The sequence below is a fragment of the Puia sp. genome (assembly GCF_036500295.1).
In the GTDB taxonomy this organism is placed as follows: Bacteria; Bacteroidota; Bacteroidia; order Chitinophagales; family Chitinophagaceae; genus Puia.
Genome location: NZ_DASYCH010000062.1, coordinates 162,062 through 180,466, shown reverse-complemented (window position 1 = coordinate 180,466; position 18,405 = coordinate 162,062). Strand labels below are relative to the sequence as shown.

The window sequence follows — 18,405 nt, the reverse complement described above, 5'->3', positions numbered from 1 at the left end:
CCGGCCCCCTCTACAACTGATGCCGCCCATTCAACGTATTGGTCAAATGCACCAGGATCAGCACCCCGAAAAGAACAAACAGCGCCAGCGTGATAAAATGCACCGCCATCCATTTCTTCTCGAGCTCAGGTTTATCGGCCATCCGGAACCGCACATACTGAAAAAACGCGACCACCGCGATCACGGCGCAAACGATGGCCGCAATAATATAGAGCGTGAACAGCAACTCAAATACGTTTGGTTGCGGTGAACCCTTTTGCAATGAGCCATTGCGTTATCTTATCCCGCTGATCCCCCTGGATAATGATCTCCCCGTCCTTGACCGAGCCGCCGGTGCCGCAATGCGTTTTCAACTGACGGCCGAGGCTGTCCAATTCACTTTCGGGCCCAATAAACCCTGCCACAAGGGTAACGGCTTTCCCCGCCCGCTGCCGGGTATCCAGCCGCACCTTTAATTTCTGTTGCCGGGACGTCAGGCTCTCCTGGGGGAGGCTTTCTTCCTCCATCCGGAATTCAGGATTGGTGGAGTAAACGATGCCGCTGTTGTTGGATTTTTTCTTGCTCATAACATGCGTTTATACGATAACTGCCTTCAGGCTGAGGTCGAGGCTCCTGGCCTGATGGATCAGCGCTCCGACGCTTACATAGTCGACGCCGGTGCGGGCAAAGTCTTCGATGTTGTTCAGATTGATGCCGCCGCTGGCTTCCGTTTCAAAACGCTCACCAATAAGCGACAACGCTTCGGCCAGCTGCCGGGGAGTGAAATTGTCGAGCATGATCCGGTCCACCTTCCCGATGGCCAGCACCCTTTTCACTTCGTCAAGGTTTCTGGTCTCCACCTCGATCTTCAGGTGAAGCTTATGCGCCTGACGGTAGGCACTCGCTTTTTCGATCGCTGCTTCAAGGCTGCCGGCATAGTCGATGTGGTTGTCCTTTAAAAGGATCATGTCGTACAGGCCAAAGCGATGGTTGAGGCCGCCGCCGATGCGCACCGCTTCTTTTTCCAGCAGCCGGAAGTTGGGGGTCGTCTTGCGGGTGTCCAGGACACGTGTCTTATATTTCTGCAGGCGGTCGACATATTGCCGGGTCAGGGTGGCGATCCCGCTCATCCGCTGCATGCAGTTGAGGATAAGCCGTTCGCATTGCAGGATGCTGTGGATGGTGGCTTCCGCGACAAAGGCTTCTTCTCCGTCCCGCATAACCTCCCCATCCCGCTTATAGGCCGTGAATTGGGCTCCCGGCTCTTTGAATTTCAGGATCTTCTCGGCGATCTCCATCCCCGCCAGGATCCCGTCCTGCTTGATGTGAAGTATCGCCTTTCCCCGGGCGTCGGGCGGGATGCAGGATAAAGTGGTATGATCCCCGTCACCGATATCTTCCTTCAGGGCACTGCTGATCAGAAACCCCAGCTGCTCGTCAAATTGATTGGGCATGGCGCAAAAGTACAAAAAAAGAGGCCCGGTCACTGTAGTGACCGGACCTTGCCCTGTTTACCGTCTCCAATATGTTTAGGCTATTGCGCCTGGAACCGGAGTTCCTGCAACAGCTGCTTGTCGCCCTTTTGCTTTAGAAATAAGGTAGTGCGATAATCGCCGTTATGGGTCTGAAGCACCCCGACACAGAATTCTGAACCGCCGCCATTGGGAGCACGGTGTTTGACCGTGAAGTTCTGTACCCCATTGGTAGAGAAGAAGTCCCGGATGATCATTTCCGCTTGTATCCTGCTGTAGCTGTCGCTCTTTTCGGGGAGGGAGATATCCACCCGGTTATCCAGATACCGGGAGAGTTCACCGGCATTTCCAACTTTGATGGCAGCAGTTATTTCGTCAAGCGTATACGTGGGGCGGAACGAAACCAGGACCAGCGAGATCGTCAGCACGGCCAACCCAAATATGCCTTTCATGTTAATAGAATATTAGTCGCCCTGCTTAATCCCAAAAATATGCCAAACTGCCACAAAGGCAATTAAAATGCATAAAACGGGTACAACCCCGTTGCCCGAAGGGCCATCATTAGCCGTTTTTAGGCCCGGGCCCACTTTTTCCAATAGGCCCAAGGCCTAAAAAAACACCGGGTTGTCGGGGTGAATGCCCTAGTTTTGCCGTTCAGGCGAACAGTCAAAATCCACTTATATGTCAGCTCAGAAGAAAGTTATCCTCGTCATCATGGATGGATGGGGCCTTGGCGGCCAGCCCTCCGCCGACGCCATCCGCAACGCCCAGACCCCCTTCGTCAGCAGTCTTTACCAGCAATACCCCAATACGACCCTGATTACCTACGGCGAACAGGTAGGATTGCCCGAAGGCCAGATGGGCAACTCCGAGGTAGGCCACCTGAACCTGGGAGCCGGCCGGATCGTCAACCAGGAACTGCAACGGATAAATGTCGCCATCCGCGACGGGTCCTTTGCCGGGAACCCGGTCCTGCTGGAAGCGATCCGCGCCGCTAAAAACGACCGTAAACCCTTGCACCTGCTAGGTTTGGTAAGCAACGGCGGGGTACACAGCCATACCCGGCACCTGAAGGCCATCGTCGACACCTGCCTGCGGGAAGGACTGAAAGAGGTCTTTATCCATGCCTTTACCGACGGCCGGGACACCGATCCCAAAAGCGGTCTCGGCTTCGTCCGGGATCTCCAGGCCCACCTCGATAAGACGACCGGCAGGATCGCCACCGTCAGCGGCCGGTACTATGCCATGGACCGGGACAAACGGTGGCAACGGGTCCAGCTTGCCTACAACACCCTCGTCCGGGGGGTAGGGGAAAAGGCGACCGATGCCCTGGCCGCCATCGAACAGTCCTATCATGCCGGGATCACGGATGAGTTCATCAAGCCGACGGTCATCACCGGCGAGGACGGCCAGCCGCTGGCAACGATAAAGGACGGGGATTACGCCCTCTGCTTCAACTTCCGCACCGATCGCTGCCGGGAGATAACCGAGGTGTTGACCCAGAAGGACTTTCCCGATCCCGGGATGAAAAAGCTCTCCCTGAACTATACCACCATGACCCAATATGATGCAAAATTCAAGGGGGTAAAGGTGATCTTTGAGAACGACGACCTCAAGAATACCCTTGGCGAGATCATCGCCGGCCAGGGTCTGAAACAGATCCGCATCGCCGAAACCGAAAAATATCCCCACGTCAGCTTCTTCTTCAGCGGCGGCCGGGAGGTTCCTTTTGATGGGGAGAACAGGATCATGGTCCCCTCACCAATGGTGGCAACCTATGATCTGCAGCCCGAAATGAGCGCAAACGAACTCACCGACGCCATCGTCCCCGAGATCAGGAATAAGACCGCGGATTTCATCTGCCTCAATTTCGCCAATACCGATATGGTCGGGCACACAGGTGTCTGGACGGCGGCGATCAAAGCGGCCGAAACGGTCGACCAATGCGTCTCGCGCGTCGTCTCGGCAGCTCTCGACAGCGATTATACGGTCTTCCTGACGGCCGATCATGGCAATGCGGATTTTATGGTCAACGAGGACGGCAGCCCCAACACCGCCCACACGATGAATCCCGTTCCGTTCTTTATCATCGATAAGCATTGGAAAGGCGGTCTCCGGACCGGCAAGCTGGGCGACCTGGCGCCTACCATCCTGACAATGATGGGTTTGCCCATCCCGGCCGAGATGACAGGTGAAATACTGATCTGACGCGGCTTCCAGCCGGTTGAAAAAGAAGCGGAGCGCCCGGTTTTAACCGATGGGCGCTCCCCTTCTTTTTTTATTCGTGCGCAGCATTACCTCACAAAAATTGTCTAAATTACAGGGCAACCAACTGCGGTTTGTATGACCGAAGAAGCCATCTTACAAGGCTGTTTAAAAAACGAGGCTGCCGCCCAACGGGAACTGTACAATCGCTACAGCCCGAAGATGCTGGCCGTCTGTTACCGGTTCGCCCACAACAGGGAAGATGCGGAGGATATGTTACAGGAGGGGTTTATAAAAGTATTTTCCCAAATACACACCTTTCAGAACAAGGGTGCATTCGAGGGGTGGATCAGGCGTATCATCGTTCATACCTGTATCAACAACCTCAAAAAGAACAAGCGGTTCAATGAAAGCCTGGACATCGTGCACGCAAGTGGCGTGCAGGTGCGCGAAGAGAGTGTCCCTTCCATCGTTCAGGCCAAACAGATAGTGGAATGCATCCGCATTCTGCCGATCGGTTATCGCACTGTCCTCAACCTTTACGCAATTGAAGGTTATTCGCACAAGGAGATCGCCGATATGTTGGACATCGAAGAGAGTACCAGTCGTTCACAATATACGAGGGCAAAGCAGATGCTGGAAGAGATCCTGATCCGAAAGAAGATCCTGACAAAGCCCAGAGAAAAGACCGATTGGCTGGTCGCTATCCGTTAGAAGTAATCCTAAGCCGGGATCCTGATCTTATGAAAACCTGCCTAAAACTGATTGAGAAATGAAGGAGAGCAACTTCTATAGGGATGATTTTGAGCAACTGATCCGGGAAAAGACAGAACAATACAAAATGTACCCTTCCGAACGCGTATGGAAAGGGGTTCACAACTCATTACACACGAAGAGAAGGTGGTTCATCGGGAGTATGTCTTTGCTGGTTACGGGGATACTCTTTTTTGCCGGTAGGGAATTGATCACACCTTCGGCTCATACCTCTTTTGTCCGCAAACCCGCTACCACAGCGGCTTCCATAGCCGAAGCACAAAAACCCTATCTCGCCGCCCATCTCCCTCACGCTGCCCTCACCTCCTTCCACTCCACCGCCAACACTTCTTCCTCCACCCGGCACAACGACGCAGCTGCGGATGACCACTCTGCAGGTCTGGATCCCACCTACAAAGATATTTCCATCACACTCAGTCATCCCGTCATCGATCCCTCCGATCTTTCCGATTGGCTGAGCCGTGTCCAACTGCCCGATCATGCACCCGAGATCCCCGTCATCGCAGCCCGGATCGCCACCGGGGACGGCGGCAGGCCGGCGGAAGACGCGGCTAAGGTTGGCATCAGACCAGGATCCGAACAGGCCTCCCTCCGGGATGGGGTAGAAGGCTCGCGCGAGCCGGCGGAAGCCGCCGATGCCGATGGGCTCAGCGCCCGCTCAGTCCTGGAAAGCCTCAGTGCAAGAGGCCCCGAACAGGCGCGCAACGCACGGGTTAGCGGACACCTGGCAAAAAATAAAGACAACGGAACCGTGACGGCTGACGGCCTGATATCCGAAACCGTTTCCAACGCGTCCAAAGCATCGGCAGGCGCGATAGCGGAAACCCGCGACCGGCAACGGATCAATTGGCTGCATGACTATGCAATGAATACCCTGCCGGACCCGGCAAAACGGGGAAGGACTTTTTTTCAGCTGACGCTGGCGCCAACGCTCAATTACCGTAGCCTCAACGGGGTGGACCCGTCCTACGAGAAATGGGGCCCGATCAACGGATTCAACGGCAGCCCGTCCCAGATGATGAATCACTCCCCGGCTTATGGATTCGAATTCGGCGGCAGCATCCTCTACCGGCTGACACGTAACCTTTCCGTAAAAGGCGGCCTCCTGTTCAACTTCGCGCGCTATAAGATCACGGCCTTCGCCAGCAACGATCCAGGCGCACCGCAGGGCGTCAGCCTCAGCAGTTACTATGGTTATGTCGTGGACTCGCTGGTACGCAGGAACAACGGCATCTCGCAGCGTTCCAGCGCCACCGGTAGCGGTCCGGTGACCATGCAGACGCTGAACAACGATTACTATCAACTCTCCGCGCCCATCGGCATGGAGCTGCGGGTACTCGGGAACGAACGGCTTCAATTCAATGTCGGAGCAACGATAGCCCCCAGCTATCTGCTCGGCACGAGCTCCTATATGCTGACGGACGGAATGACCCACTATAACAAAGAGCCCAACATGTACCGGAAATGGAATATCAGCGGCGGCGTCGAAGCCTTCCTCTCCTACCGGGTTGGCAATATCCGCTGGCAGATCGGGCCCGAGTTCCGCTATCAGCTGAAGTCCACCTACACGTCCCAATCCTTCATCAGCGAGAACCTCAAGACCTACGGGCTGAAGATCGGCATTACAAAGATGTTGCCCTAGCAGGAAGATGCTGCCCTGGTCGGTCCACGCTTAGTCGGTCCGCACCTGGTCGGTTCACGCTTAGTCAGTCCGCACCCGGTCGCGCCACGCCTGGTCGGTCCACGGGCCCATGCCTCGCAAAGCGGGCCATATGCTATATCTTTGCGCCATGAAATTGCTCATCGCCCTTTGTCTTGCCGGCGCCTTCGCGTTTTGCGCCTGTGGCAACCCTAAACAGCCGGCCCCTGCCTCAAACGATTCCCTGGCCCAGGCTGACTCCGGCGCCAACAAGAATGCCTTCTTCCCCGTCGCCGAATACCTGGAAGCCGAGATCCTGCATGTGGACTCTTCCCTGATGGCGCTGAAGAAGTTCACCATCCGCGACGGCCATACCGACTCCGTCTTTATCCTGGTCCCGGAGTTCAACCAGCTCGCGCTGCAGTTCGTCCCGCGGGAACTCGCCGACGGCAGCTTTGAAAAAAATTTTACCGAGACCGCCTTCCAGGATAAAGCGACCCGGTCCATCACCTTTACCTACTCCCCGGTCAATAAGAACATGAACCTGCAACGCGTGGACGTGATGACGATCGCTGGCCTCCGGGCCCAGCAGGTAAGAAGCGTCTATCTCGAAAAAACCCGCACATCCGGCGACAGCGTGATCCTCCAGAAACTGTTCTGGCGGGCGCAGCACAGCTGCCAGATCACTACGATGGTCCGCGTAAAAGGAAAACAAGCCGGTGAAGACCAGGTACGGGTGGTATGGGATGGCGGGGAAGAGGAAGAGTAAACTATGACAGCCGAACAATTTAGCCAGATCGCCGCGACGATACCCCTAAATCCGGGTATCTACAAATACTTTGATGAAAAGGATGAGCTGGTCTATGTCGGAAAGGCCAAGAGCCTGCGCAAACGTGTCAGCTCCTATTTCACAAAGACCTTTACGACCTACAAGACGCACGAACTCGTTCAGCGTATCCGCCGCATCGAATTCACCATCGTCGGCTCGGAACAGGATGCCTTTCTGCTGGAGAACTCGCTGATAAAACAGTTTCAGCCGAAGTTCAACATCAACCTCAAGGACGATAAAAGCTATCCCTTTATCGTCATCAAGAACGAACCCTTTCCGCGCGTATTCCTCACCCGGCGAAAGATCAATGACGGGTCGGAATATCTTGGCCCCTTTACTTCGGTAGGCCGCGTAAGAGAGCTGCTCGATTTTGTCAAGAGCAATGTCCAGTTACGCACCTGCCAGCTCAATCTCGCGGACTCGCAGATCAAAAAAGGAAAATACAAGGTATGTCTCGAATACCATCTCGGCAACTGCAAGGGTCCCTGTGAAGGCCTCCAGACGGCCGAAGACTATGCCGAAGGACTGGTTCAGCTGCGGAATATTCTCAAAGGCAACCTGGGTCCCCTGATGCAGCAGTTCAAAAAAGAGATGCGCCAATATGCTGCCAATATGCAGTTCGAGAAGGCCGGGATCACGCGGAAGAAGATCCAGCATCTCGAGTCCTATGAGGCCCGGTCGGTCATCGTCGGCAAACATCTGAGCAATGCCGATGTCTTCTCCATCGCCCGGGACGGCGATCTCGCCTATATCAACTACCTGATGGTGGAGACGGGCACCATCGTGCAAACCCACACAACAGAAGTGGAAACCCATCTCCAGGAGACCGATGCAGAAGTGCTGGCCTTCACTGCTGCCCAACTGCGGGAGACCTTCAACAGTATGGCGAAGGAGCTGATCCTTCCCATGCCCATCGAATATCCGGAAGACGGGATCGTTCAGACCATTCCAAAGGGTGGTGACAAGAAGAAGCTCCTCGAGCTCTCCGAAAAGAACGTGCAGTATTTCCGGGAAGAGCTGCGCCGCAAGCAGATGCTGCAGTTGCAGGGCAAAACCCCCGACGAGCGCCGGCAGGTGCTCGTACAACTAATGGAGGATCTGCAACTCTCTGAATTGCCGGTTCATATCGAGTGCTTCGACAACTCCAATTTCCAGGGAAGCTATCCGGTCTCGGCGATGGTCTGCTTCCGCGATGGAGTCGAAAGCAAGAAAGACTACCGGCATTTCAATGTGAAGACCGTACAGGGGATCAATGACTTCGCCACGATGAAAGAAGTGGTCCATCGCCGCTACAAACGGCTGATGGAAGAAAAGCAGTCCATGCCGCAGCTGGTGATCATCGATGGCGGCAAGGGCCAGCTGAGTGCGGCGATGGAAAGCATCACCGACCTGGGTCTCACCGGGATGATGACCGTCGTCGGCCTCGCGAAAAATGAAGAAGAGATCTTTTTTCCCGGCGATACCGAATCGATCAAACTCCCTTATAACAGCGAGAGCCTGCATCTGGTCCGCCGTATCCGCGATGAAGTACACCGCTTTGGCATCACCTTTCACCGCAAGCAGCGAAGCCGGGGCACGTTTACCAATGAGCTCGAGCATATCGAAGGCATCGGGAAGAAGACGGCCGATCTGCTGCTGAAACGGTTTCGATCCGTCAATAAGATCCGCCAGGTAAGCGAGGAGGAGCTCTCCGAAGTCATCGGCCCCACCCGCGCCAAACTCATCCGCGCGCATTTTACCGTACTGGACGCGCCTCAAGACCCATCCACCACCCGCCCCTAAAAGACGACCAGCATCAGCCGGAAAGCTCTCCCGGGAAAGCCCGTAAAGGCATCGCAAAACAGCCGTAAATGTCGTAGAAACCAACCGGTAAGGACCCTTTTTGGGTTGTTAATGAGCGGGAATGAGTAAAACTTGCTGCCTTCAGGAACAGGCATAAAAAAAGGGGCCCGGATAGACATCCAGCCCCGTTTTTAAAATCCAATATCCTATGAAAAACCGTTGTAAAAATAGTAAAAGAAATCTATTCGACAATACCCGATATTGGGTATTTTTAAAAATTTTTTTCGGGAATAACTAATTAATTTATAGTTACTTATTTGAGCAACGCAAACTTGTTGCAGAGTCGTTGCATTGCTAAAACGATTAAGGCCCCACCGGTTAAAAGTGGGGCCTCATCGTTTATCTCTTTTGTCTTTGAAAAAGCCTGCGGCTTTTTTTGCGATTAAGGCCCCACCGGTTAAAAGTGGGGCCTCGATTCATCTGAATATTTTGCAGCTTAGTACGACCAGAGATCCTGTTCGTAATTGAAGATCTTTTCCTTGATATTATCCCCCTCCAGCAAACGGAGGATCGGGTCCTTGATATAAGAGTCGATCGGCTGATCGCCAGGATTGTCGATGCTGGATTTCACCACGCGGGCGGAGAACATCCGGCTTTCGAACAGCTCTTCCCAACTCATCCTCGCCCCGAAGTTCTTACCATTGTAAGCTTCATAGCGGGCCAGCAGCGGACGCAGATCAGGATAGTACACCCAGAAGATCGTGTTTACGGCGCGGAAAGAACCATCGGCGTTGCGAACGGTCTTCTCAGGAGCGATGCCCAGGATACGGACATGCAGCCGGGAGGATTCCTTGTCGAATACCCACTCTTCCTTGATCTGGTAGCGCTCGATATCATCGGGGTTGAACTCTTCCTGGATCAAAGTATCCCGCATCAGGCCTTTGGAGCCGTCGGGGTCCTTGTCGAGATCAGGCACCTGTACAATGTGTGGTTTTGCCACAACGTTACCGGCAATCTGCTTAAAGGTGATCGGCGTGGTGAACCGGTCATCGATCGGATCGAAGGCCGTGATCTGACCAGCTTTGATACCATTCAGCAGAATATTAATAAAGCGTTGGTTGCCATTGTCTTCAGTTGCCCTGTAAACAAATGGCAGGTTCATTTTCTCATGTACGTCGATCTCCTCCCATACCCGTTGACGGTAAACGGCATCATCCTCGCGGATATGCTCGTAAGGGAGAGGCGTACGATCCTTTACCAGATTACGCTCGATGATCGCATCGTTGCGGAGAGACCGGCGGGGAGTATCCAGCTTGATGTCCGCATCCAGAACGGCTACCGGCTTTGCCGTCGTATCCTTGGCAGGAGCGACGGTAGCATCGGCCGGCTTGTTCTTTGCGATGTTTGTCTTTTTCGCGGGCGCCTTCTTTTTCACTGTACGCTTCTTTGTCTGCGCATCGACATTGCCGGTCACGATCAGGACCGCCATCGCCAGCATACATAATCTGATAAAATGCTTCTTCATCTCTTTTTTATTTAAACCTGTCCGCTCGCGCGGACAGGTTTGGTAAAACTTATTTCAGGTTGAAGACCATGGGAGGGAGTTCGCGAACGCGACCGTCCTTACCCACAACCCGGACGTTGTCAAAGAATACGTTGGTACCGGGACCGGCCTGGCTGATCAGCGAAGCGGCAGCGCCTGACCATCGGTTACCTTCGTTGTTAGCTTCACGGTAAGCAGAGATCGGTCCGCCCAGGGCAGCTACCTTGTAGCTCACCACTTTGAAGGGGGAGATGAACTCCGTATTATCCAGCTTGGCGATCATCCCGCCATTGGCCTTGAACTCGGCAGCGGAGATCCCACCACCCGTCTTGCCACCTACGAAACCGGTCGGGTTCGGCAGGTATTTGACGCGCATATCGAAATACGTTTTCTTTCCGTCGGCGTCGACAATGATCTTGCCCATACCCGGAGTCGTCGGGACGGCGATCCATTCGTCGCCGTCACCATGGGTGATCTCCCCATTGGTGAAGCTAACATGTACCTTTTCGCGGCCGACGCTACCCCCGGAGATCTTGATGGGGTTCTCTTCCTTGACGTAGAGAACATTCATTTTCTCGAGGAAAACGGAGGCGCCGGAAGGCTGACCTACGGTATATTTCACGTCTTTGGTGATCGTCCCGATGCTGCCGTCGGGCTTGGTATACTCGATCTTTACGTTGACGTTACCGGTAGAATTGACCGGGGATTTCCAGTCAGCGGTGCCATCATCGCCTACGGTCTGGACGGATCCGTTGATATAGATCTTGGGCTTTGCTGCAGCGCTGAAGGCGCCGATACCAGCCTTTACTTCCAGTATGTCACCCGGCATCAGGTAGGTTGCGCTGGGGGATACCAGGGGTTCGAACTTGTCGAATATAACCTTTACCTCGCCGACTTGCTTGTGCAGGAAATCTACAACCTGCGACTCGGAGTTCTTCACATCGCTCTGGAACTTGCTGAGGATGGTCAGAGCGGCGATGGTGGGGGTCATATGGAAGTACCGGACAGTCCAGTTCTTGCCGCTATCACTGCTGATAGCAGTGTTGCCTGACTCGGAGGGCGGGATACGCGTATCCAACGGCAGCCGGTGAGCAAACTCATCCTGCTGTTTCTTCAGGTCATCCTTGGTCTTATCGGACTCATTGGGGAACTTGGAAGGGTCGATAACGCCCAGCAGGTCGAGACGATATTGTTTCAGTTTTGCGTACAGTTTAGGGCCTTCACCGTCCTTGTCCATCAGACGGGTAGCAGCATCCAGGTTACCGTCCGCAAATTCTCTTTTGCCTTCTTTGTTCACTTTGGGAGAAGACTCGGCGATGAGCTTTTCCTTCAGCTGATCAAGATAAATGGAGAGATCTGCCGATAACTTTTGTACTTGCAGCGCGGAAGGCTGCCAAACCTTGGCTTTGGCCATTGTCTGTTGATCGTTCACTTCGCGGGCGAACGCGTCGTAGGTCAGCTTATTCTTTTCGTCGATGACCGAATTGGATTTTTCGATACTATGATTGACGGTCTTGAAGGCGTTCAACACTTCCACCGATACGTTCAGCGCGAGCAGCGCGGTCAGTACCAGGTACATCATGTTGATCATCTTCTGCCTCGGTTCTTTTGGGAGAGACATGGGTCAGTAATTAATTGTGCTGGTTATAATAGTTTTTCATATTGTGTTCATGCGGGCCGGAAAAAACGGGCTCAGGCAGTGGCTTATATTAAGCCTGGCGGCCTTGCATGGCACTCAGCATGTTGCCATAAACATGGTTAAGATTACCCAGGTTCTTGGCCAGCAGAGCGATCTGCTCTTGTGTTTTCTTAGCGTCGGCTACACTGCCTTGCATCGTTTCGGAAGCCTTCACCAGGTTGCCGTAGAAACTGTTCATGGCCTTCAGGTGATTGTTGGTATCCTGCAGTTCCAGTTCGTAGATGGCGTTCAGCGAACCCAGGTTCTTGGTCAGAACCTGCACCTGAGAATGGAATTGCTTGGTGCTGTCAGCAGCAGCATTAAAGCTGGTGATCGTATTGGTCGCGTTCTGATAAGCACCTTTCATGCTGTCCAGGGCCAGAGCCGCTTCCTTGGTCTTGTTCGTATAGTCCGTAGTGGCAGACAGGGCGCCCGAGACGTCGCTGATCTTTTCTACAGTAGTGCCAAACTTCTTGAAACCGTCGCTCAGCTTGGTAAGGTTTGCCGGAGTGATATCGGCGTCCTGCAGCATCTTGTCCATTTTCTCCAGAGCCGGGTTACCGGAAGGACCGCTGCCGGCCAGTTTAGGAAGCGCTTCTACCAGGGCATGCATCTCACCACCGGGAGGCGGCAGGAACGCATAGATGAGGAAGATAAGGGCTTCCGTCAGCAGACCCGCGGTAAGGAAAAAGTCGGCCAACGCAGTGTGCAGGATCTTTTGAAGGGCGCCGAAGATAACGACAGCCGCGCCAACGCACACGATGATATTGATAAGTCTCTCGGTAGATTTTGATACTCCAGCGCTCATAGTGATTAATTTTTAAATTGTTTTTAAAGGGATTTTAAAGGGTTATGGAAAACGGCTTCCTGTTGAGTTCTTTTCTCTATAATTAAAAACGTGACTTCTACGATAAATATTTTAACACTCGATAAAGATAATCCGGATGCCTATCGACGGTTATTGGTCACAGTCGGCGACAGATCGATCACACAGCGGAAGCCGATATACGACTTGGAAGTGTCCTGGTACTCGTACGTCCTGGCGCTGGTCTGCAGGTACAAGCCCACATCCTTCCAGCTACCGCCACGGATGACCTTACGTTTCATACGGGGAGGATCGGAGTCATTGGCATTCCAGCGAATGTCGGGGTTCATGTCGTGCTGGAAATTATAGGCGCCTTCATAATAGAAGGAAGAAGTCCATTCTGCGACGTTCCCTGCCATGCAATACAGACCGAAATCATTAGGCCAGTAAGCATCCGCACGTACCGTATAGAAACCCCCATCTTCGGGATAGTTACCACGGCCGGGCTTGAAGTTGGCGAGGAGACAACCACGCTTATTTCTAAGGTAGTAGTTACCCCAGGGGTACATCGACTGAGAGCGGCCGCCACGGGCTGCATATTCCCACTCCGCTTCGGTCGGCAGACGGAAGCTGGACTCGGTGGCCATTTTCTTGCTCTCGAGATAAGCATTCAGATAGTTGGTGCGCCATTCGCAAAATACGGTGGCCTGGCTCCAGTTGACCCCAACGACGGGATAGTTCCCGAAAGCTGGGTGGGAATAGTACCGTTTGGTCATGGGCTCATTATACGCATAGCTGAAATCACGGATCCACACCAGGGTGTCGGGATAAACCTTGACATTATGCTTGCGGATGAACTGACTGCGGGGCTTGCCCTCGTTTCCCTTGGCAGCAGCCTCTTTCAGATCAAAAGTTTCGGAATGATACTCCAGCTTGGCAGGATCGATCTCTTTCTTCCCGAAGATGCGGTTCTCAGGAGTAACGATGATGGCATTGATCTTTTCGATCGTCGCCTTGTCACCCCACTTGATGGTGGCCGCCTTCTTCCAGTCGATCGCGAAACGACCATCGACATCCTTGCCATACTGCATGAGGGTTGCAGCGATCGAATCCCTCACCCAGTTGGTAAACTGCCGGTACTCGTTATTGGTGATCTCGGTAGCATCCATCCAGAAACCGCTGATCGAAGTCTGCCTGTTACGGGCAGTATAGGAATAGTTCATATCCTCATCACTGGGACCCATATGAAAGGTTCCCGGTGGGATATAGACCATGCCTGGAGGTTTGGAAAGATTGTACGCACCTGCGGGAGCTACGCCATGTAGCTGACCATTGTCCTGTAATCCTTTGCCGGATTTTCCACCTAGTTTACAGCCCGTTGCCATAAAGAGGGCAAAACAGGCCATTAAAACGGATAGGTTTTTCATTTTCATAATATTAAAGGGTATTGGGCAAAAAAAGTCTTTTGACAACATCTCGCTACAAGTTTAAAATTATTTTTTCGAAAGTCAAAGCACCCCGCCGATCGTTTCCTTGGTTTTGACCGGCTGATTATACGCTTTAACCTGGTTTCCAGATGCTAAGGTATTAAACGCCACCGGTGACGGATTATTGTACATTCTGAACCTTGATTTTATGCACATTTTCGACGAGACGGATTGCTGTAGTGACTTCATTCACAGGGAGTTGACAAGCGTAGTCCTGGCACACAAAGATCAGGGGATCCTGACCTGCCGGCTTGTCCCTCAATAGGGGAAATTGGGTATTTTCAGCCTGTGAAGACTGGAAAACCCGGTAAGGAATCAAGTGCGCTAGAAACTCCTTCCGGGCATTTTCCGGCCGCTGGCCGGTAATAACTACCTCCGGAATAGTATACGTAAGGGCCTGAACGATGGTTGCCCAAACGCCAAAAGACCCCGGGTAGCTAACGACCGGCCGGTGAAGGGCTGCTGCCATCCCGCCGGCACGCTGAATCCAATCCTTTTCGTCGAACACGATTCCCAGATATAACAAATTGCTTGCCATCATGGAATTTCCCGATGGCGTGGCTCCATCGTAAATCTCTCTTTTGCGTAAAAGGATATCTTTCTGCCCGTCGTGAGTGTAAAGAAAGAACCCCGTTTCGGGTTCGCTGAAATGATCGGTCACAAACCGCAGAATATCCCTGGCCTCCTCCAGGTAACCGCTGTCTCCCGTGATCTCCTGCAGCTGCAACAGGGCGCCGATCAGCGCGGCATAATCGTCCAGAAAGGCCGGAACCCGGGCTTCCCCCTTATACGCATGATGGTAGAAATGGATCCCCTCCCCCTTGAACCGATGCCGGATAAAATGCATGTTCGCAATCGCCATTTCCCGGTAACGCTCCTCGCCAAGAGCCGCATAAGCCTTTGAAAGCCCGATATTCATCAGGGCATTCCAGCCAAGCAGGATCTTGTCGTCAAGCGCCGGCCGGACCCGGCCGGACCGATGCTTCAACAGCCGCTGCCGGGCCGCCTCCAGCGTCTCCCGCGTTGGTCCCTGGGGAATTTCCACCTGCCGGGTAAGAATGTTGCTGCCTTCCCAATTGCCCTCCGTCGTCACACCATAAAAAGAGTTGAACACCGCGGCATCACTGCCGAGAACAACGTCGATCTCCGCCTTATCCCATATATAATATTTTCCTTCTATTCCTTCACTATCGGCATCCAGCGAGGAATAAAAACCTCCTTCCACATTACTCAACTCCCTGTCAATAAAAGCGATCGATTGTTCGATCGCTTCCCGGTAAAGCGGCTTATGCGTCAGCTGATAGGCTTCACTAAGCACAGTGATCAGCAGCGCATTATCATATAGCATTTTTTCAAAATGAGGCACCAGCCATTCCCGGTCGGTGGAGTATCGGGCGAAACCACCACCCAACTGGTCGTAGATCCCGCCAACGATCATTTTATCCAGGCTGAGACAGGCATGGTCCAGCGCAGCCCTGTCCCGGGTGAAATAGTAGTGATTGAGCAGGAACCGGATGGAGAAGGTCTGCGGAAATTTAGGCGCCCCGCCAAAACCGCCTTCCTCCTTGTCCGCTGACGCCAGCAGCTGGTCCCTGGCCTGCTGCAGGGTTTCGGGAGTGAAGACCGGCGCAGCCCCGGCATCCGCCTTATCGATCCCGATATCGAAGCCGCCCGTCGTCGCAACATGCCGGGTCAGGTTCTCCGCCTGTTGCTCTACTTCGGCCCGGCGATCGTGAAAGGCTGTGGAGACGCCCGTCAGTACCTCCCGCCAGCTGTTGCGGTTGGGGAAGGACCGGGGCGGGAAATAGGTCCCGCCATAAAAAGGCTTGCCCTCGGGGGTAAGAAAGACGTTTAACGGCCAGCCGCCGCTCCCCGTCATGGCCTGCACCGCATCCATATAAATATGATCCAGATCGGGCCGCTCCTCGCGATCGATCTTGATATTCACAAACCGCTCGTTCATAAAACGCGCAGTCTCGGCATCTTCAAAGCTTTCCCGTTCCATCACATGACACCAGTGACAGGCGGCATAACCGATACTCACCAGGATGGGCTTGTCTTCCCGACGGGCAGTCTCCAGGGCTTCTTCGCCCCAGGCGTACCAATCCACCGGGTTGTGGGCATGTTGCAGTAAATAAGGACTTGTCTCGCTGGCAAGACGGTTCGGACGACTCATAATTATACGACCGGGCTGGTCATGTTGAATGCTGCAAACTTTGGGCCCCGCTCGAACTTGGGGGCAGGGAAGGACTATTTTTTCTTGATGGTAACGGAAAGGTATTTCTCCAGCGCCGAGACCATGGAGGGAGCCTGCGGCTGCGGAGCCTTGATATCGAGGGTCAGACCGTGTTCTTCGACAGCACGGGAAGTATTGCTGCCGAAGGCGCCGATCTTGGTACCGTTTTGCTTGAACTTGGGAAGGTTGTCAAAAAGACTTTTAACCCCGCTCGGTGTAAAGAAACAGATGATATCGTATTCGCTGTCGCTGAGAACGCCCTTCAGATCGTTGCTGATCGTCCGGTACATAAAGGGTGTGGCAAAACCGCAATTGTTATTCTTCAGCCAATTCACGATCTCGTTATCCTGCTGGTTCTCGCTGCACGGATAGAGGAACTTCTCGTTCTCCTTGTGCTTGTTGATCACGTCGAACATGCTCTTGTTCAGACCATCCGCCCCGTAGAATACTTTCCGCTTCCGGTAAAGAATGAACTTTTGAAGGTAGAGGGCGACAGCCTCCGTGATACAGAAATATTTGGTGTCCTGGGAAACAATGACCTTCATTTCCTCGCAAATGCGGAAAAAATGGTCGATGGCATTCCGGCTGGTGAAGATGACCGCGCTAAACAGAGCAATATCTATTTTCTGCTTGCGGAATTCCTTGGCAGGGATTGGCTCCAGGCGGATGAAAGGATGAAACGCAAGCTCGACGTCGTATTTTTTGGCTAGCTCAAAATACGGTGACTTGTCTGTTTCAGGTCTGGGTTGTGTGATTAAAATCCTTTTTTTATCCCCGTTTTTAATCATGAGTTCCCCCTCTGGATTAGCAAAATTAATACACTTTTGGATACGGCGCACTTAATACACTTTTTCCAAATATGCCAACAACACCTTGTAAATCAATAAAAGTGGTGCTATTTCGAAGGCGCAAAGGTACAAAAAAAAGTAAAACGGCGTTAGTTTTATTTCGTTCCTCACCGGCCGGTAACCAGCCAGGGCCCGGTACGCCCATAGTACAAAGACCATTGCCAATGAGATAGTTATAAGAACTTCACGAAGCTGATCACCCGAAAAAGTGATTAAGATCAAGAACGGAAGCAGAAAAATTCCCAGCATTTTGTTCACCAAAAAGACGACAAAGATGTAAATATCGGTCGCCCGGGAGATGGAGAACACCCAGCCGGTAAATTTCAACACGACGAATTTGACCAGGTAGATGGCCGCAAGCAGCGCCATGCAATACAGGTAGAGTACCCAGAACCGGATCCCCTCGCCAAACCGTGAATAGTGCAACAGATAGCAGGCATACAGTCCTCCGCTGATGATAAAGAGGATATTGAGCAGCAAAGAAGGGAGCGGGGTCTGCAGCACCTGCTCACGAATCTGCTGTTGCCGCAGCGAGACCCGGAAGAACAGGGTCATCAGGTTGCTGAAGTATTTCTCGAAGAAGATGCGCACCAACGCGAAGTAGAAGAGGATACCGACCAGTAAATAGAAGAAGCCGTCCTTGGAGTCGGAATGATGGATCTCGAAGATCTCCACCACGGGCCTGCCGGTAAAATTGAAGGAAGTGTTGATCCCCAGCACGTGCTGCCAGAAAACCAAGGCCGGCGGCCCTTCCCGGACGGCCGGCGGCCGCGCGGGGGGGCCTGCGGCGGCAGGTCGCACCACCGGCGAATCCTTCTTCGCAGCGGCAGTGTTGGCCGCCACCGGATTGGCCGCGGCCCTGTTAGCGACCGCTGCTCGGCTGGCCGAATCTCTTTGTACGGCGGCGATCGAGTCCCTTTTCATAGCCAGCCTGACCAACCGGATCGAGTCGCGGCGGGCTCGCCGTATCCGGGCGACTGAATCACGCCGCACCGAGTCGGCATAGGTAAGCCGGACGACAGGAGAGTCCGGTTGCACGGTCTGCGGCTTGGCCGTATCCGTCTGCGCCCCGGCCCGGGTTAGTATCAGCAAACAAAAAAACAACAAAAAGGCTTTATGCATAGGCTT

16 protein-coding genes are annotated in these 18,405 nt (G+C 53.4%); 5 read left to right on the top strand and 11 right to left on the bottom strand.

The annotated features are described in order from the left end of the window. Positions 1–10: 10 nt before the first annotated feature. The 4 genes from VGM48_RS12945 to VGM48_RS12930 form a co-directional block, all read right to left on the bottom strand. A complete protein-coding gene (locus VGM48_RS12945; protein WP_331579718.1) occupies positions 11–226 on the bottom strand; it encodes a hypothetical protein in 216 nt (71 codons plus the stop codon). A gap of 1 nt (position 227) precedes the next feature. Next, positions 228–566, bottom strand: a complete 339-nt coding sequence (locus tag VGM48_RS12940) for a translation initiation factor (protein ID WP_331579716.1) — start codon at positions 564–566, stop codon at positions 228–230. Positions 567–575: 9 nt separating this feature from the next. Continuing rightward, positions 576–1,433 carry a carboxylating nicotinate-nucleotide diphosphorylase gene (gene nadC / locus VGM48_RS12935; protein WP_331579713.1) on the bottom strand — a complete coding sequence of 286 codons (858 nt, stop codon included), beginning with the start codon at positions 1,431–1,433 and terminating at the stop codon, positions 576–578. Positions 1,434–1,513: 80 nt separating this feature from the next. Beyond that, positions 1,514–1,903 carry a DUF4783 domain-containing protein gene (locus tag VGM48_RS12930; protein ID WP_331579711.1) on the bottom strand — a complete coding sequence of 130 codons (390 nt, stop codon included), beginning with the start codon at positions 1,901–1,903 and terminating at the stop codon, positions 1,514–1,516. 229 nt (positions 1,904–2,132) lie between these two features. Here VGM48_RS12930 and gpmI point away from each other — a divergent pair, with 229 nt between their 5' ends. The 5 genes from gpmI to uvrC all read left to right on the top strand — a co-directional run bounded on the left by gpmI (position 2,133) and on the right by uvrC (position 8,680). Next, positions 2,133–3,659 (top strand): 2,3-bisphosphoglycerate-independent phosphoglycerate mutase, encoded by a 1,527-nt coding sequence (gene gpmI, locus VGM48_RS12925; protein ID WP_331579709.1) that lies wholly within the window; start codon positions 2,133–2,135, stop codon positions 3,657–3,659. Between the two features lie 135 nt (positions 3,660–3,794). Beyond that, positions 3,795–4,370 carry a sigma-70 family RNA polymerase sigma factor gene (locus VGM48_RS12920; protein WP_331579707.1) on the top strand — a complete coding sequence of 192 codons (576 nt, stop codon included), beginning with the start codon at positions 3,795–3,797 and terminating at the stop codon, positions 4,368–4,370. 58 nt (positions 4,371–4,428) lie between these two features. Then, entirely contained in the window at positions 4,429–6,072 is a 1,644-nt protein-coding gene (locus VGM48_RS12915) for a hypothetical protein (RefSeq protein ID WP_331579705.1), read from the top strand. A 148-nt stretch (positions 6,073–6,220) separates the two neighbouring features. Beyond that, positions 6,221–6,838 (top strand): hypothetical protein, encoded by a 618-nt coding sequence (locus VGM48_RS12910; RefSeq protein WP_331579704.1) that lies wholly within the window; start codon positions 6,221–6,223, stop codon positions 6,836–6,838. Between the two features lie 3 nt (positions 6,839–6,841). Then, positions 6,842–8,680, top strand: coding sequence for an excinuclease ABC subunit UvrC (uvrC, locus tag VGM48_RS12905; RefSeq protein WP_331579702.1), 1,839 nt, complete (start codon positions 6,842–6,844; stop codon positions 8,678–8,680). 496 nt (positions 8,681–9,176) lie between these two features. On the opposite strand, the gene gldN is transcribed toward uvrC, so the two are convergent. The 7 genes from gldN to VGM48_RS12870 form a co-directional block, all read right to left on the bottom strand. Next, positions 9,177–10,205: a gliding motility protein GldN gene (gene gldN / locus VGM48_RS12900; RefSeq protein WP_331579700.1), complete on the bottom strand. Its 1,029-nt coding sequence runs from the start codon at positions 10,203–10,205 to the stop codon at positions 9,177–9,179. A gap of 49 nt (positions 10,206–10,254) precedes the next feature. After that, entirely contained in the window at positions 10,255–11,844 is a 1,590-nt protein-coding gene (gene gldM / locus VGM48_RS12895; protein ID WP_331579698.1) for a gliding motility protein GldM, read from the bottom strand. An 88-nt stretch (positions 11,845–11,932) separates the two neighbouring features. Further along, on the bottom strand, positions 11,933–12,709 hold the full coding sequence (gldL, locus tag VGM48_RS12890; RefSeq protein WP_331579696.1) for a gliding motility protein GldL: 777 nt from the start codon (positions 12,707–12,709) through the stop codon (positions 11,933–11,935). A gap of 140 nt (positions 12,710–12,849) precedes the next feature. Further along, a complete protein-coding gene (locus VGM48_RS12885) occupies positions 12,850–14,133 on the bottom strand; it encodes an SUMF1/EgtB/PvdO family nonheme iron enzyme (protein WP_331579694.1) in 1,284 nt (427 codons plus the stop codon). 181 nt (positions 14,134–14,314) lie between these two features. Further along, complete coding sequence (locus tag VGM48_RS12880; RefSeq protein WP_331579692.1) at positions 14,315–16,369, bottom strand: thioredoxin domain-containing protein; 2,055 nt, start codon at positions 16,367–16,369, stop codon at positions 14,315–14,317. Between the two features lie 74 nt (positions 16,370–16,443). Then, on the bottom strand, positions 16,444–17,217 hold the full coding sequence (locus tag VGM48_RS12875; protein ID WP_331579690.1) for a uroporphyrinogen-III synthase: 774 nt from the start codon (positions 17,215–17,217) through the stop codon (positions 16,444–16,446). Positions 17,218–17,268: 51 nt separating this feature from the next. Then, the gene (locus VGM48_RS12870) at positions 17,269–18,369 is read right to left on the bottom strand and encodes a DUF4271 domain-containing protein (RefSeq protein ID WP_331579688.1); all 1,101 of its coding nucleotides are present in this window, start codon (positions 18,367–18,369) and stop codon (positions 17,269–17,271) included. Between the last annotated feature and the right edge of the window lie 36 nt (positions 18,370–18,405).

Bases quoted from the DNA above. Each gene is read 5' to 3' on its own strand.
- VGM48_RS12880 (WP_331579692.1), bottom strand. From the start codon at position 16,369: ATGAGTCGTCCGAACCGTCTTGCCAGCGAGACAAGTCCTTATTTACTG.
- VGM48_RS12910 (WP_331579704.1), top strand. From the start codon at position 6,221: ATGAAATTGCTCATCGCCCTTTGTCTTGCCGGCGCCTTCGCGTTTTGC.
- nadC (WP_331579713.1), bottom strand. From the start codon at position 1,433: ATGCCCAATCAATTTGACGAGCAGCTGGGGTTTCTGATCAGCAGTGCC.
- gldL (WP_331579696.1), bottom strand. From the start codon at position 12,709: ATGAGCGCTGGAGTATCAAAATCTACCGAGAGACTTATCAATATCATC.
- gldM (WP_331579698.1), bottom strand. From the start codon at position 11,844: ATGTCTCTCCCAAAAGAACCGAGGCAGAAGATGATCAACATGATGTAC.
- VGM48_RS12930 (WP_331579711.1), bottom strand. From the start codon at position 1,903: ATGAAAGGCATATTTGGGTTGGCCGTGCTGACGATCTCGCTGGTCCTG.
- gldN (WP_331579700.1), bottom strand. From the start codon at position 10,205: ATGAAGAAGCATTTTATCAGATTATGTATGCTGGCGATGGCGGTCCTG.
- gpmI (WP_331579709.1), top strand. From the start codon at position 2,133: ATGTCAGCTCAGAAGAAAGTTATCCTCGTCATCATGGATGGATGGGGC.
- VGM48_RS12920 (WP_331579707.1), top strand. From the start codon at position 3,795: ATGACCGAAGAAGCCATCTTACAAGGCTGTTTAAAAAACGAGGCTGCC.
- VGM48_RS12940 (WP_331579716.1), bottom strand. From the start codon at position 566: ATGAGCAAGAAAAAATCCAACAACAGCGGCATCGTTTACTCCACCAAT.
- VGM48_RS12915 (WP_331579705.1), top strand. From the start codon at position 4,429: ATGAAGGAGAGCAACTTCTATAGGGATGATTTTGAGCAACTGATCCGG.
- VGM48_RS12875 (WP_331579690.1), bottom strand. From the start codon at position 17,217: ATGATTAAAAACGGGGATAAAAAAAGGATTTTAATCACACAACCCAGA.
- uvrC (WP_331579702.1), top strand. From the start codon at position 6,842: ATGACAGCCGAACAATTTAGCCAGATCGCCGCGACGATACCCCTAAAT.
- VGM48_RS12885 (WP_331579694.1), bottom strand. From the start codon at position 14,133: ATGAAAAACCTATCCGTTTTAATGGCCTGTTTTGCCCTCTTTATGGCA.